At 60.4% G+C, this 13,275-nt stretch carries 14 protein-coding genes and 1 riboswitch; of the genes, 7 read left to right on the top strand and 7 right to left on the bottom strand.

Annotated elements, in window-relative coordinates:
- Positions 1–41: 41 nt before the first annotated feature.
- A riboswitch (cobalamin riboswitch) is annotated at positions 42–275 on the bottom strand.
- A gap of 153 nt (positions 276–428) precedes the next feature.
- On the top strand, positions 429–1,013 hold the full coding sequence (locus AC1RS8_RS26890; RefSeq protein WP_489340038.1) for a hypothetical protein: 585 nt from the start codon (positions 429–431) through the stop codon (positions 1,011–1,013).
- Positions 1,014–1,079: 66 nt separating this feature from the next.
- Positions 1,080–2,393 carry a PQQ-dependent sugar dehydrogenase gene (locus AC1RS8_RS26885; RefSeq protein WP_489340037.1) on the top strand — a complete coding sequence of 438 codons (1,314 nt, stop codon included), beginning with the start codon at positions 1,080–1,082 and terminating at the stop codon, positions 2,391–2,393.
- A gap of 141 nt (positions 2,394–2,534) precedes the next feature.
- Here AC1RS8_RS26885 and AC1RS8_RS26880 read toward each other — a convergent pair whose 3' ends face one another.
- The 6 genes from AC1RS8_RS26880 to AC1RS8_RS26855 all read right to left on the bottom strand — a co-directional run bounded on the left by AC1RS8_RS26880 (position 2,535) and on the right by AC1RS8_RS26855 (position 7,867).
- A complete protein-coding gene (locus AC1RS8_RS26880; RefSeq protein ID WP_489340036.1) occupies positions 2,535–3,188 on the bottom strand; it encodes an O-methyltransferase in 654 nt (217 codons plus the stop codon).
- Between the two features lie 18 nt (positions 3,189–3,206).
- Positions 3,207–3,743 (bottom strand): C40 family peptidase, encoded by a 537-nt coding sequence (locus AC1RS8_RS26875; RefSeq protein WP_057715812.1) that lies wholly within the window; start codon positions 3,741–3,743, stop codon positions 3,207–3,209.
- A gap of 165 nt (positions 3,744–3,908) precedes the next feature.
- Positions 3,909–4,541 (bottom strand): C40 family peptidase, encoded by a 633-nt coding sequence (locus AC1RS8_RS26870; protein WP_057715813.1) that lies wholly within the window; start codon positions 4,539–4,541, stop codon positions 3,909–3,911.
- Between the two features lie 222 nt (positions 4,542–4,763).
- On the bottom strand, positions 4,764–5,468 hold the full coding sequence (hda, locus tag AC1RS8_RS26865) for a DnaA regulatory inactivator Hda (RefSeq protein WP_007984552.1): 705 nt from the start codon (positions 5,466–5,468) through the stop codon (positions 4,764–4,766).
- A 230-nt stretch (positions 5,469–5,698) separates the two neighbouring features.
- Complete coding sequence (locus tag AC1RS8_RS26860; RefSeq protein ID WP_090453906.1) at positions 5,699–6,772, bottom strand: AI-2E family transporter; 1,074 nt, start codon at positions 6,770–6,772, stop codon at positions 5,699–5,701.
- A 36-nt stretch (positions 6,773–6,808) separates the two neighbouring features.
- On the bottom strand, positions 6,809–7,867 hold the full coding sequence (locus AC1RS8_RS26855) for a DUF2066 domain-containing protein (RefSeq protein ID WP_057715815.1): 1,059 nt from the start codon (positions 7,865–7,867) through the stop codon (positions 6,809–6,811).
- A gap of 383 nt (positions 7,868–8,250) precedes the next feature.
- On the opposite strand from AC1RS8_RS26855, the gene purM reads away from it, so the two are divergent.
- The 5 genes from purM (at position 8,251) to AC1RS8_RS26830 (ending at position 12,223) form a co-directional block, all read left to right on the top strand.
- Positions 8,251–9,309, top strand: a complete 1,059-nt coding sequence (gene purM, locus AC1RS8_RS26850; protein ID WP_057716649.1) for a phosphoribosylformylglycinamidine cyclo-ligase — start codon at positions 8,251–8,253, stop codon at positions 9,307–9,309.
- Positions 9,309–9,959 carry a phosphoribosylglycinamide formyltransferase gene (gene purN / locus AC1RS8_RS26845; RefSeq protein WP_489340035.1) on the top strand — a complete coding sequence of 217 codons (651 nt, stop codon included), beginning with the start codon at positions 9,309–9,311 and terminating at the stop codon, positions 9,957–9,959. The genes purM and purN overlap by 1 nt, the downstream gene beginning before the upstream one ends.
- A gap of 8 nt (positions 9,960–9,967) precedes the next feature.
- Complete coding sequence (locus tag AC1RS8_RS26840) at positions 9,968–10,681, top strand: DUF3108 domain-containing protein (RefSeq protein ID WP_057715817.1); 714 nt, start codon at positions 9,968–9,970, stop codon at positions 10,679–10,681.
- A gap of 202 nt (positions 10,682–10,883) precedes the next feature.
- Positions 10,884–11,300 (top strand): OsmC family protein, encoded by a 417-nt coding sequence (locus AC1RS8_RS26835; RefSeq protein ID WP_057715818.1) that lies wholly within the window; start codon positions 10,884–10,886, stop codon positions 11,298–11,300.
- Between the two features lie 62 nt (positions 11,301–11,362).
- Positions 11,363–12,223, top strand: coding sequence for a pirin family protein (locus AC1RS8_RS26830; RefSeq protein WP_057715819.1), 861 nt, complete (start codon positions 11,363–11,365; stop codon positions 12,221–12,223).
- 283 nt (positions 12,224–12,506) lie between these two features.
- Here AC1RS8_RS26830 and AC1RS8_RS26825 read toward each other — a convergent pair whose 3' ends face one another.
- A complete protein-coding gene (locus AC1RS8_RS26825) occupies positions 12,507–13,235 on the bottom strand; it encodes a dienelactone hydrolase family protein (RefSeq protein WP_489340034.1) in 729 nt (242 codons plus the stop codon).
- Positions 13,236–13,275: the final 40 nt, after the last annotated feature.

Raw genomic sequence — 13,275 nt, 5'->3', positions numbered from 1 at the left:
ACAAGAATAGAAGGCAACAAGCCTGGCATCGCCCACCGTGATGCCGCTGGATGAATCAGGCCGGTCTCCGGGCTCATGAGTGGCCGCGGGGCCAGACCGTGCGCCTTCCCGCATCAAATCGACACAGTGGCATCACACACAGTTTTCACTCATTTACCGTTGCGGGGGCAGCGCCGGAATTGCGGGCCTTCGACCAACAGAAGGACTCACTCACCGGCTTCCCTGTTTCACTCTGTCGACCCAAGCCACAGAGCACCTGAAACAAGCCGCGAAGGTTAGAGGGTTGGGGGTGGAGCGTCAATTAAAGCCGGGAGGCCATCGACCGAATAACTGCCATCAATCAATAAACTGACGTCAATCTTGTGCCACGCTCCCAGCGGTGATATCAAAGAGCCACAAACTCACAACACAACAACAAGGGTGAGCCCATGCAAGGCATGATCATCAGCAATCCAAAGCTGGAATTCCTGCGCCCGGTGCTCGAACGCTGGTTCGAATGCATCGACCGTTACAACGCCGTCCGCGGTGATGGCGACACACCGTACTGGCACGACGAGAAGGCCAATCTCGGACTGCTGTCTGCCGCCGCCTGGATGGCCGAGATGGTCACGCTGCAACAGACGCCCACCCGCAAGCAGACCGAAGAAGGCGAACGCAACAGCCGCGCCGACCTGCTCCTGGCTTCACCCGAAACCCGCGCCTACATCCAGACCAGCCAGCGCTGGCCACGGGTCAACAGCCTCAACCTGACCCAGGCCCTGCTCGACATCGCCAGCGATGCCAAGCGCCTGAGCCACGCCAGCGACCTGAAACTCGGCTGCCTGTTCGTCGCCCCGCAAAAAGCCCAGCAGGGCGCCACACCGGAAGAGCTCCAGGACATGGTCGATGACCTGCAAAAAGAACTCAGCTGCGCTGTCGCCTGGTATTTCCCCTATGCCTACCGCAAGTTGCGCAACGAAGCCGGCAACTATCACCCCGGCATTGCAGTGCTGTTCAAGGAAGCACGTGGCTAAGGGTTGAACCATCGGACGACAACGCGCCTCTATGATTAGAACAAGGCACTCATAGGGAAGACCCGCATGCGCACGCCCCCGCTCGTTCTCGTTATCGCGTTCTGCGGAGGGCTCGCTGCTTGTGGCGGGACCGCCCGCCTGCAAGTCTCCGACGGCACGGGTCCTTCGCCTCAACTGCCAGAACCCGACAAAACCCTGATCCCGACCGTGAACATCGCCCCGGCCATCGGCTGGCCGCAGGGTGCGAAGCCCATCGCCGCCAATGGCACCCAAGTGGCCGCTTTTGCCGAAGACCTGGATCACCCACGCTGGCTTTATGTACTGCCCAATGGCGATGTGCTGGTCGCGGAAACCAATGCACCCCCCAAACCCGAAGACGGCAAAGGCATTCGCGGCTGGATCATGAAGAAATTCATGGGGCGTGCCGGAGCCAGGGTGCCCAGCGCCAACCGCATCACCTTGCTGCGCGACAAGGACCACGATGGGGTCGCGGAAACCCGCACGGTGTTTCTGCAAAACCTCAACTCGCCCTTCGGCATGACCCTGGTCGGCAATGACCTGTATGTGGCCGACACTGATCGCCTGCTGCGCTTTCACTATGAAAGTGGCGATACGCAGATCAAGTCACCGCCGGCGAAAGTGGTCGACCTGCCGGGCGGCCTGCTGAATCACCACTGGACCAAAAACGTCATCGCCAGCAAGGACGGCAGCAAGCTGTACGTCACCGTGGGTTCCAACAGCAACGTTGCGGAACACGGCATGGACAAGGAAGAAGGTCGTGCGGCGATCTGGGAAGTGGATCGCGCCACCGGCCAGCAGCGGATCTTCGCGTCCGGCCTGCGCAACCCCAACGGTATGGCCTGGGAACCGCACAGTGGCGCGCTGTGGACCGCGGTCAACGAACGGGATGAAATCGGCAGCGACCTGGTACCCGACTACATCACCTCGGTGAAAGACGGCGCATTCTATGGCTGGCCGTACAGTTACTTCGGCCAGCATGTCGATATTCGCGTCGAGCCGCAAAACCCGGACCTGGTGGCCAAGGCTATCGCCCCGGACTACGCCGTCGGCCCGCACACGGCATCACTGGGCCTGACCTTCGCTGAAAACAGCAAACTGCCGCCGCCCTTCACCCAAGGGGCATTCATCGGGCAGCACGGCTCCTGGAACCGCAGGCCGCACAGCGGCTACAAAGTGATTTTCGTGCCCTTCCGCGCCGGCAAGCCGGTCGGGAATCCGGTTGATGTGCTCAGCGGGTTTCTCAATGGCAAGGAAGAAGCCATGGGCCGCCCGGTGGGCGTGGTGATCGACCGACAGGGTGACCTGTTGGTGGCCGATGATGTGGGGAACAAGGTGTGGCGGGTGTCGGCTGCCAGATAACACCATCCCGGATGAACTCAGAACCCTGTGGGAGCGAGCTTGCTCGCGATGAGGCCGGCACATTCAACATCGATGTTGACTGACCTACCGCCATCGTCGGAACGCCGCCCGGAGCAAGCTCGCTCCCACAGGATTTCCAGCTCAGCGTTTGCGGCAGAGAGTCAACCCATCCCCCAACGGCAACAACGACAGATCCACCCGCGCATCGTCCTTCAACGCCCGGTTGAGCGCCTGGATCGCCCGGGTGTCCGCGCTCTCGGGACTGGTCTCGAGCACGCGCCCGCTCCATAGCGTGTTATCGAACACCGCCAGCCCGCCGACCCGCAGCAATCGCAGGGCGTGCTCCAGATAAGCCGGGTAGTTGGCCTTGTCGGCATCGATGAAAATCAGATCGAACTGGCCTGGCTGGTCCAGCTTGCCGAGGGTTTCCAGCGCAGGTGCCAGACGCAGATCGATGCGTCCGGCCAGCCCGGCTTCCTGCCAGTAACGCAGGGCCGTGGCGTTGTAGTCGCCGGGGATATCACAGCAAATCAGCGAACCCTCAGCGGGCAATGCCGCCGCCATGCACAGTGCGCTGTAACCGGTAAAGGTGCCGACTTCGAGCAAACGCCTGGCCCCCGTCAGTTTCACCAGCAAAGCAAGAAACTGCCCCTGCTCAGGCGCCACCTGCCAGCGTGCCATCGGCAGCGCCTGGGTCTCATCGCGCAAGCGCTTGAGCAGAGGCGTTTCGCGCAGGGAAACATCAAGCAGATATTGGTACAGGGCGTCGTCGAGATTGAGCGTGCGAGCAGTCATGACCACCAGCTCCGGAGGTTACGGATTGCGCGCCAAATGTTCAGGCTGCAGAACACGCTTGGCGCTCAGGTAAGCTTTTTGCCAATAGGCCTTGGACAGACTGTCGAGCTTCACAGTGCCGCCGGTGGCCGGCGCATGGACGAAACGCCCCTCTCCCACATAGATGCCAGCATGACTGACCTGGGAACCGCCATTGGTGGCAAAGAAAAGCAGGTCGCCGGTCTGCAAGCCGTCCTTGCCCACATTCGCCGCTTGCATGGAGATCATCTCGCGCGTGGTACGCGGCAAGGCAATACCGGCGACATCGCGGTACACATAAGCGATCAGGCCGCTGCAATCAAATCCGGAATCTGGCGTATTGCCACCCCAGCGATAAGGCGTGCCGACCAGACCGAGCGCGCGAAACAGCACGTCTTCCGCTTCGGGCGAAAAAGCCTGTGAGGAACCAAATACGATGGGAGCGCGAACCACCGGCGCAGGAGGCGGTGTGCGGCTGGCGCAGGCACTGAGCAGCGCTGCGAAGAACATGATTGCGAGGCGGGCCGACGTCGTCATAAGCAGAACATCCTGATCTGGCTGCGGCTTTTTCTGCGGGGAGCGCAGAAAAGAAAACCGCCTGCGTGGGACGCAGGCGGTTTGCCATCATTTGTAGATCAAGATTCTAGCGGCTACACGACAAACTTCAAGTAAGACTTTAAGTTCGCCTTACAAATTGTCCGCTTATTTGCGTGCAGTGACGATTGGCGACGCGTTAGGTGCCATTGCCAGGGCGCGCTTGGCTTCGATGAAGGTCTTGCTCCAGTAGCTGTCGCCCAGGCTATCGATGCGCACACCGCCGCTGCGGCGGCTGCTGGAGTGGATGAACTGGTTGTCACCCAGGTAGATCCCGGCGTGACTGACGCGACCACGACGACCGTTGGTTGCGAAGAACAGCAGGTCGCCCGGTTCAAGCTTGCTGCGCGAGACCAGCGGAGCGTCCACGTTGATCATTTCGCGGGTGGAGCGCGGCAGGTTCATGCCCGCTTCTTCGCGGAACAGGTAACCGATGAAACCACTGCAATCGAAGCCGGCTTCAGAAGTACCGCCGAAACGGTAGCGGGTACCGATCAGGGACATGCCACGTTCGAGGATGCTGTCGGCCAGGACCGGAAGCTGGTAGGACTTGCCGCCAGCGAAGTCTGCGAGTTCTTTTTCGGTAGCCAGTTCTTCCTGGAAGAGAGCGGAAGACTGGGCGGTAGCCGAGTTTTGAACCTGCTGTTGCGGAGCCTGCTGGGCCACTGGAGTGTGGGCAGCGCAACCGAACAACAGGGTAACGAGTGCGAGAGGCACGAGGGGTGCGAAGCGATTTAGCATGGGCACGACCGTGGCTGAAAGTTGTAAAGAAGCCGAGACTATGCCCGCTATCAACCTCATTTGCAAATTCAATCGATCTTTTTGTGACTTATCCGTTTCTCGTTTACATCTAAGCGCTTAAGCCCATTTTAAACACACACGCGGCCTGCAACCTTGCAGGAAAGCGGGATTTCTGGCGCCTGAAATATGCCGAAACGGCTAAACACCCCGGTTTCAGCGGGTTTACCAGCCGAGGGTTTCTTTCAAAAACGGGATTGTCAGCTTGCGCTGAGCCTGGAGGGAGGCCTGGTCGAGGCGCTCGAGCAACTCGAACAGCGCACTCATGCTGCGGGTACCGCGAGTCAGAATGAAATGCCCGACTTCATCGGTCAGATGCAGACCGCGACGGGATGCGCGCAATTGCAGGGCACGCAGTTTGTCCTCATCGGACAGCGGACGCATCTGGAAGATCAAGGCCAGGGTCAGGCGGGATTTGAGATCCGCCAGCTTCACCGGCAACTCCCGAGGGGATGTCGACGCGGCAATCAGCAAGCGCCGACCGCTGTCGCGCAAGCGATTGAACAGATGAAACAGCGCCTCCTCCCAATCCGCTCGTCCGGCAACCACCTGCAAATCATCCAGGCAGACCAGCTCGTACTGTTCGAGGTTGTCGAGGATTTCAATGCCGCGATCGAGCAGCTCGGCCAACGGCAGATACACCGCCGGCTCGCCCAATTGCTCGAAGCGCAGGCAGGCGGCCTGCAACAGGTGCGTACGCCCTACCCCGTCCTTGCCCCAAAGGTAGATCAGGCTTTCGGTCCAGCCGGCGTCGGCTTCGCACAGCCGCTCGACATAGCCGAGTGCAGCGGCATTGGCGCCTGGGTAGTAGTTGATAAAGGTGGCGTCGTCACGCAGACGCACACCTAGGGGCAGCTGAATCGGTTTCATGCTGACTGAACAGTTCCAAAGGAACCGTTAGTGGCCTCTGTGTAAAGTTTGCGAAGTTTATACCCGTGAAGCGGACCGCACAATGCGACAGACCACAAGCAAAATCAAAGGTTTGCGTTAATGCATTGGTTTTGTGACAGATTCTTTGGCGGTGCATGTGACAGCCGGGCGACGCCAGCAGGCTGATCCGGTACGAACCCGGGCAGCCCGCCATCAGCTATCGACGGCCCTTACACCTGCGGCTCGTCGGCCCTCCCGTAGATATCAGAATCCTTATACAAATCATGCACATGACGCACCAGCACCATGATCACCGCGGCGACCGGCAATGCCAGCAGCACACCGGTAAAACCAAACAGCTCACCACCGGCCAGGATCGAGAAAATCACCGCCACCGGGTGCAGACCAATCCGGTCACCGACCAGCAACGGCGTCAGCACCATACCCTCCAGCGCCTGGCCGACCATGAACACCGCGACAATGCCGAGCATTGGATAAAGATCACCACCGAACTGGAACAGCCCCGCAAGCAGCGCCGCGCCAATGCCGATGATAAACCCCATGTACGGCACGATCGCCGCCAGACCGGCAATCAGGCCAATCAGCAGACCCAGTTCCAACCCGACCAGCATCAGGCCTGCTGCGTAGATCACACCCAAGGCCACCATCACCAGCAACTGTCCGCGCACGAACGCTCCGAGCACTTCATGGCATTCACCCGCCAGCGACACCGCGCGCGCTTCACGATCACGGGGCAGCAGGCTGCGGACCTTGGCCATCATCAGGTCCCAATCCCGCAACAGGTAGAAGCTCACCACCGGAATCAACACCAGGTTCGCCAGCCAGCCGATCAACGCCAGTCCCGAGGCCGTGGCATGACTCAACACCACACCGACAACATCAGTGGTCTGACTCATATGCTCGCTGATGGCGGCCTTGAGCTTGTCGAACTTCCAGAAACCGTCCGACAGGCCGAACTTCGATTGCGCCCAGGGCAACGCCGTGTGCTGCAGCCAGTCGAGCATTTGCGGGGCCAGCTCATACAAACGAAACAACTGCCTGGCGAGCAAGGGCACCAACACCAACAGCAGCGCGGTGAAGATCAATGTAAACAGGGTAAACACCGCCACGACACCCCAGGTTCTGGACAAGCCTGCCTTCTCCAGCCGATCCACCAGCGGGTCGAACAGGTAGGCCAGCAGCAGCGCCACCAGGAACGGCGTCAGGATCGGATGCAACAACCAGACAAACACACACAGCAGGACCACCCCGCCGAGCCAGAACCAACGCCGCGTATCGGCCATGAACCACTCCATTGCTTCTATATAAAGAAAGAAAAACTACCAGCGAAAACGTAGCTGCGGGATCGGGGCCGGTGCGGCGGCTGGCACCGGGCTGCCGGTGGTTGGCTGAACGGGCGCTACCGGGGCCGGGACCGGGGCCTGCCCCGCTGGCGCCTCCTGCAGTCTGGCCAGCGACAGTTGCGCACGCAACTGATCGACGCTGCCATTGACCCGATAAAGAATCCGGTCACCGTCGACACTGCGCACACGCCCGCCAAACGGTTCCAGCAATCGTCCGAGCGACGCGTAGCGCTCAAGATTCATGCCTTGCACTTCCAGCAATTGCTCGCTCGAAGCACCCGGCCTGGCGACAAACCGCGGCGCCAGGCGCTCGTTGACGGCCAGCATCACCGCATCGGCCACGGCGGCCTGATCGGCGCCCTGCACACTGCCGGCCTCTTTTTTATCCCCCAGCCACAATTGCCACTTGGCTTGCCATTGCCCGCCCTCTTCCCTGGCGTGTACCGCAAGCAGGGCGTCGGCATTGTAGCGTTCCGATGCCGCATGCAAAGGTGCGGGATCTGCGCCCTCCAGATTCGGCGCGGTTGCGACGATCTGTTCGTTCAGGTCCGCCAATGGCAAGCGCAATGGCAAGCCCCGATGCTGGGCAGCCCGACGCAGCGGCGCCGCGCTGGCCTGGCCGTCGCCCACCAGGCTCGAACCCTCGGTGGAATCATTCAACCACCAGCCGAGGATCGACGGCCGATTAGCCCCCCACATGGCCAGGCCGGCGCGGCGCAAGGCCTGCTCGGTGGTACCCGGATCGAAATCGACCTTCAGGACTTCCGGGGGCCCGGCCTCAAAGCCGTATTGGCTGATGATCTGTTGCGGGTCTTTGCGAATCGCTGCCAACCCCGGACTTTGAGCGGCTTTGGGGTCGCCGGTCAGGCGCAGTACCAATGTGTCCAACGCACGCTGAGTCGCCTGGTCGCGCTCCTCGGGCGACTGGCCATTCACCGGCTCGCGCACCAGGTAAAGGCCTTTGACGGTTTCGGCTTGACTGACCAGGCTGACCACTGACAAACAACTCACAAGCAAGAATTTACAGAAACGCATGGAGGATTCCTGACGACAAGAGCGGCTGGAACAGACCGCATGAAGACGATCGAGCAAGACTGTGACCGTTGCCCGACGCAAAACATTCACACGTTCCGGGTAAGTTTTCGCACTGTCATAACGATAGACGGTTAATGCGATACCTTATACAGCCATGCAGGATGCCACCGACACCGCGCATTAACGGTTTTTTTGAACGGATATGGCCCTGCTGTCGGCCTGAGGATGGCCGCTGCGGCTCAAGCCTGATAAAATCGCGCGCCTTCGCAGACCGGCAACAGCCGGGCACCCTGAAATTCGTGCATGGCCCTCGCCTTCGCCTGTTTCGGCGGTCCCGATGGACTCGGTCGTTACCCAGAAATCCCCCCCTAAAGGCCTGGATCATGAGCAAGCAACCCTCCCTGAGCTACAAGGACGCCGGTGTAGACATCGACGCCGGTGAAGCATTGGTCGAACGCATCAAGAGCGTCGCCAAGCGCACTGCGCGCCCGGAAGTCATGGGCGGCCTGGGCGGTTTCGGCGCCCTCTGCGAAATCCCGGCCGGCTACAAGCAGCCTGTGCTGGTTTCCGGTACTGACGGCGTCGGCACCAAGCTGCGCCTGGCACTGAATCTGAACAAGCACGACAGCATCGGCATCGACCTGGTTGCCATGTGCGTCAACGACCTGGTGGTGTGCGGCGCCGAGCCGCTGTTCTTCCTGGACTACTACGCTACCGGCAAACTGAACGTCGACACCGCTGCCCAGGTTGTGACCGGCATCGGCGCAGGCTGCGAACTGTCGGGCTGCTCGCTGGTTGGCGGCGAAACCGCTGAAATGCCGGGCATGTACGAAGGTGAAGACTACGACCTGGCCGGTTTCTGCGTCGGCGTCGTGGAAAAATCCGAAATCATCGACGGTTCCAAGGTTGCTGCCGGCGATGCCCTGCTCGCCCTGCCGTCTTCCGGCCCGCACTCCAACGGCTACTCGCTGATCCGCAAGATCATCGAAGTATCCGGCGCCGACATCGAGAACATCCAGCTCGACGGCAAGCCGCTGACCGACCTGCTGATGGCCCCGACCCGTATCTACGTGAAGCCGCTGCTCAAGCTGATCAAGGAAACCGGCGCTGTCAAAGCCATGGCCCACATCACTGGCGGCGGTCTGCTGGACAACATCCCGCGCGTTCTGCCAAAAGGCGCTCAAGCCGTGGTTGACGTGGCAAGCTGGAACCGCCCGGCAGTGTTCGACTGGCTGCAAGAGAAAGGCAACGTTGACGAGAACGAAATGCACCGCGTGCTGAACTGCGGCGTAGGCATGGTCATCTGCGTGGCTCAGGAGCACGTTGAAACCGCCCTGAACGTTCTGCGCGAAGCGGGCGAGCAGCCTTGGGTCATCGGCCAGATCTCCACCGCTGCCGAAGGCGCAGCTCAGGTTGAACTGAAGAACCTCAAGGCTCACTGATGCCTAAGACCTGTGATGTCGTGGTGCTGTTGTCCGGCACCGGCAGTAACTTGCAGGCCCTGATCGACAGCACGCGGACCGGCGACAGCCCGGTCCGCATCGCTGCGGTGATTTCCAACCGCGCCGACGCCTACGGCCTGCAACGCGCCGGGGACGCGGGTATCGACACCCGCGCCCTGGATCACAAGGCTTTCGAAGGTCGCGAGGCCTTCGACGCCGCGCTGATCGAACTGATCGACGCCTTCAATCCCAAACTCGTGGTACTCGCCGGATTCATGCGCATTCTCAGCGCTGGTTTCGTACGCCACTATCAGGGTCGCCTGCTCAATATCCATCCCTCGCTGCTACCCAAATACAAAGGGTTACACACCCATGAGCGCGCGCTGGAGGCTGGCGACACCGAGCACGGCTGCTCCGTGCACTTCGTCACCGAGGAACTCGATGGCGGACCACTGGTCGTACAAGCTGTAATACCGGTAGAGTTACAGGATTCGCCGCAGAGTCTGGCGCAGCGGGTCCATGTTCAGGAACACCTGATCTACCCGATGGCCGTACGCTGGTTTGCCGAAGGTCGTCTAGCCCTCGGCGAGCAAGGTGCTTTACTGGATGGACAGTTACTCGCGGCCAGCGGCCACTTGATTCGAAACTAGGAGATTTTATGCGTCGCGCCCTGCTCTTCGCTTGCGCTCTGCTCGCCTTGCCCTTCGCCCAGGCGGCAGACCTTCAACCTTTCTCCGCCAGCTACACCGCCGACTGGAAACAGCTGCCCATGAGTGGCACTGCCGAACGCAGCCTGACCAAGGAAGCGAACGGCGTCTGGAAACTCAGCTTCAAGGCTTCGATGATGATCGCCAGCCTGTCCGAAGAAAGCACCCTGACCGTGGACAAGGACACCTTGCTGCCCCAGTCCTACCACTTCGAGCGTGGCGGCCTGGGCAAAGCCAAGAAGGCCGACCTGGATTTCGACTGGGCCGCGAAAAAGGTCACCGGCACCGATCGTGGTGACGCGGTCGATATTCCGCTGAACCGCGGCATGGTCGACAAATCCACCTATCAACTGGCGCTGCAACATGACGTGGCTGCCGGCAAAAAGAGCATGAGCTATCAGGTTGTCGATGATGGCGAAGTCGACACCTATGACTTCCGTGTGCTGGGCTCGGAAAAAGTCGACACCAAGGCTGGCCAGATCGATGCGATCAAGGTCGAGCGCGTACGCGATCCGACGCAAAGCAAGCGCATCACCGTGCTGTGGTTCGCCAAGGATTGGGACTACCTGCTGGTCCGCCTGCAACAGGTCGAAACCGACGGCAAGGAATACAACATCATGCTCCTGGACGGCACGGTCAACGGCAAGCCAGTCAAAGGCAGCTGATCCGGATCGAGACCAGTAGGAGCGAGCTTGCTCGCGATGGACTTTAACGATGACTCGCCCTGGCGGATACACACAGTGCCAGTGAGATCATCGCGAGCAAGCTCGCTCCTACAGATTGGAACACCCGACAAACGCGATGGCTCTATACCCTCAAGGTCATTTTTTGATCGAATGAGTTTTCCTGTCGCCTGCGAGGTTTGCCATGACTGTTACCGTCAATACCGTTTCTGCCGAAGGTTTGCGCCACAGCGTCCAGATCGATGACCACGAACTCTTCGCCGACGCGCCCGCCACGGCTGGCGGAGAGGGTTCGGCGCCGGAGCCACACGATTATTTCGATGCCGCGCTGGGTGCCTGCAAAGCCCTGACCCTGAAGCTGTATGCCAGGAAGAAAGACATCCCGCTGACCGGTGTCGGCGTTGAGGTCAAGCGCGACAACAGCCTGGAACAGAAAGGCCAGTACGCGCTGCACGTCAAACTGACCCTCAAGGGCGTACTCACCGACGCCCAGCGCGATGAACTGCACCGTGTGGCCGATCGCTGCCCGATCCACAAGCTGATGACCACGTCTGAAGTCAGCATCGAAACGCATTTGTCCGAAGGCGCGTTCAGCCAATAGCGGCAAGGGCTGCCCAAGCGGGTTATGCTCGAACGCATTACCCGCTCAGCCTGGAACGCACCATGAACACTCCGCTCGTGATCCGCCCCCGCACCGAAGATGTCGAGGGCCAGCCGATTCTCCGCCCGCTGCCATCGGCCAAGTGCCGCAGCGTCGGGCCATTCGTGTTTTTCGACCACATGCTGGAAACCCGTTATCCACCGGGCAAAGGCATGAACATTCGCCAGCATCCACACATTGGCCTATCCACCCTCACCTACTTGTTCCAGGGGCAGATCCAGCACAAGGACAGCCTTGGTTCCGATCAAGTGGTCGGGACTGGCGACGTCAGCTGGATGACGGCCGGCAGCGCCATCGCCCACGTCGAACGCACGCCCGAGGCCCTGAAGGAAAGCGGCTTCACGATGCACGGCTTGCAGATCTGGCTGGCTTCACCCAAGGATAAAGAACAAGGTCCGGGACATTACAGCCACCATCCTGCGTCCACATTGCCGGTCAGCGAAAACCTGGGGGTGAAGATTCGCATGATTGCCGGGTCAGGCTTTTGCCTGGAATCGCCAGTGCCAGTGCTTTCTCCTACGCTGTACGCGGAACTGCACCTGCAAACGGCGACGACATTGCTGATTCCCACCGAGCATGAAGAACGCGCGCTGTATGTGTTGAGCGGCGAAGTGCAACTCGATGGCGAGCCAATAGAGCCGTACTCGCTGGTGGTACTGCCTGCGGGGGAAGAGATGACACTGTTTGCCGAAAGCGACAGTCACGCCGTGTTGTTCGGCGGTGCTCCGCTGGACGGGCCACGGCGGATCAACTGGAATTTTGTCGCGAGCGATCCGGCGGCGATTGATGAAGCACGCCGGCGTTGGGCGGCCGGGGATTGGCCGACGGTGCCCGGGGAAGTTGAGAGGATCGAACTGCCCTGAAACTTTCAGCACCCGTTATGCCGCCATCGCGAGCAAGCTCGCTCCCACAGTTGACCGTGCCGGCCGCAAGAATTGTGTACGACACATTTCCCCTGTGGGAGTGAGAGGTTCGAATTGCCCTGAAAACTTCAGCGCCAGTTATGCCGCCATCGCGAGCAAGCTCGCTCCCACAGTTGACCGTGTCGGCCGCAAGAATTGTGTACGACACCATTCCCCTGTGGGAGCGAGCTTGCTCGCGATGGGGCCGGCGAAGACACCGGCCAATCCAGGCTGAAAACAGCTATCAGCCCTTGAACACTTCATCCAGCAAGTTATGCATCGACGTGAACGCCCGGGCAGCCACCTTGGCGTCATACATCATCATGCCCGGCACATTGGCGTGCGGGTCGGTGAACGAGTGGAACGCACCGCCGTAGCTCAGCAACTGCCAATCCACACCCGCCGCGTTCATTTCGTCTTCGAACGCCGGCAACTGCTCCTTCGGCACCAATGGATCGGATGCGCCATGCAGCACCAGGACCTTACCCTTGATGTTTTTCGCATCAGCCGGATTCGGTGTGTCCAGCGTGCCGTGGAACGACACCGCGGCCTTCACCGGCGCGCCGGTACGGGCAAACTCCAGGGCACAGCAACCGCCGAAGCAGAAACCGAAAGTGGCCAGTTTCGAAGTATCGACAGCCACTTCACCCTGGCTTTGTAGCTGCTCGAACGCCACCTGCATGCGCTTGCGCAGCAATGGGCGGTCATTCTTCAACGGCATCATGGCCGCGCCGGCCTCGTCATTGTTCGTCGGTCGAACCGATTGACCGTAAAGGTCTGCGATCAGTACCACATAACCCTTGGATGCCACCGACTTGGCGATCTCCTCGGCACCGGCGCTGACGCCCATCCAGTTCGGCGCCATCAACAAGCCCGGGCGCGGGCCTTTATGGTCGGCATCGAAGGCCAGACGGCTTTCGTAAGCCTGGCCGTCAATCTGATAGGCAACGGAACGTACAGTGATTTGGCTCATTTCTGACTCCTGATGTTTTAGCACCGAAATGAAAAAACCC

It is taken from the genome of Pseudomonas sp. GW821-FHT12A04, assembly GCF_058807755.1.
The sequence above is the reverse complement of the archived record's forward strand: the minus strand, read 5'-3'. Positions and strand labels throughout refer to the sequence as shown.

Excerpts from the sequence above, each read along its gene's own strand:
- AC1RS8_RS26880 (WP_489340036.1), bottom strand. The coding sequence starts at position 3,188 with ATGACTGCTCGCACGCTCAATCTCGACGACGCCCTGTACCAATATCTG.
- hda (WP_007984552.1), bottom strand. The coding sequence starts at position 5,468 with ATGAAACCGATTCAGCTGCCCCTAGGTGTGCGTCTGCGTGACGACGCC.
- AC1RS8_RS26830 (WP_057715819.1), top strand. The coding sequence starts at position 11,363 with ATGAACACTCCGCTCGTGATCCGCCCCCGCACCGAAGATGTCGAGGGC.
- purM (WP_057716649.1), top strand. The coding sequence starts at position 8,251 with ATGAGCAAGCAACCCTCCCTGAGCTACAAGGACGCCGGTGTAGACATC.
- purN (WP_489340035.1), top strand. The coding sequence starts at position 9,309 with ATGCCTAAGACCTGTGATGTCGTGGTGCTGTTGTCCGGCACCGGCAGT.
- AC1RS8_RS26885 (WP_489340037.1), top strand. The coding sequence starts at position 1,080 with ATGCGCACGCCCCCGCTCGTTCTCGTTATCGCGTTCTGCGGAGGGCTC.
- AC1RS8_RS26875 (WP_057715812.1), bottom strand. The coding sequence starts at position 3,743 with ATGACGACGTCGGCCCGCCTCGCAATCATGTTCTTCGCAGCGCTGCTC.
- AC1RS8_RS26870 (WP_057715813.1), bottom strand. The coding sequence starts at position 4,541 with ATGCTAAATCGCTTCGCACCCCTCGTGCCTCTCGCACTCGTTACCCTG.
- AC1RS8_RS26825 (WP_489340034.1), bottom strand. The coding sequence starts at position 13,235 with ATGAGCCAAATCACTGTACGTTCCGTTGCCTATCAGATTGACGGCCAG.
- AC1RS8_RS26890 (WP_489340038.1), top strand. The coding sequence starts at position 429 with ATGCAAGGCATGATCATCAGCAATCCAAAGCTGGAATTCCTGCGCCCG.
- AC1RS8_RS26860 (WP_090453906.1), bottom strand. The coding sequence starts at position 6,772 with ATGGCCGATACGCGGCGTTGGTTCTGGCTCGGCGGGGTGGTCCTGCTG.
- AC1RS8_RS26855 (WP_057715815.1), bottom strand. The coding sequence starts at position 7,867 with ATGCGTTTCTGTAAATTCTTGCTTGTGAGTTGTTTGTCAGTGGTCAGC.
- AC1RS8_RS26840 (WP_057715817.1), top strand. The coding sequence starts at position 9,968 with ATGCGTCGCGCCCTGCTCTTCGCTTGCGCTCTGCTCGCCTTGCCCTTC.
- AC1RS8_RS26835 (WP_057715818.1), top strand. The coding sequence starts at position 10,884 with ATGACTGTTACCGTCAATACCGTTTCTGCCGAAGGTTTGCGCCACAGC.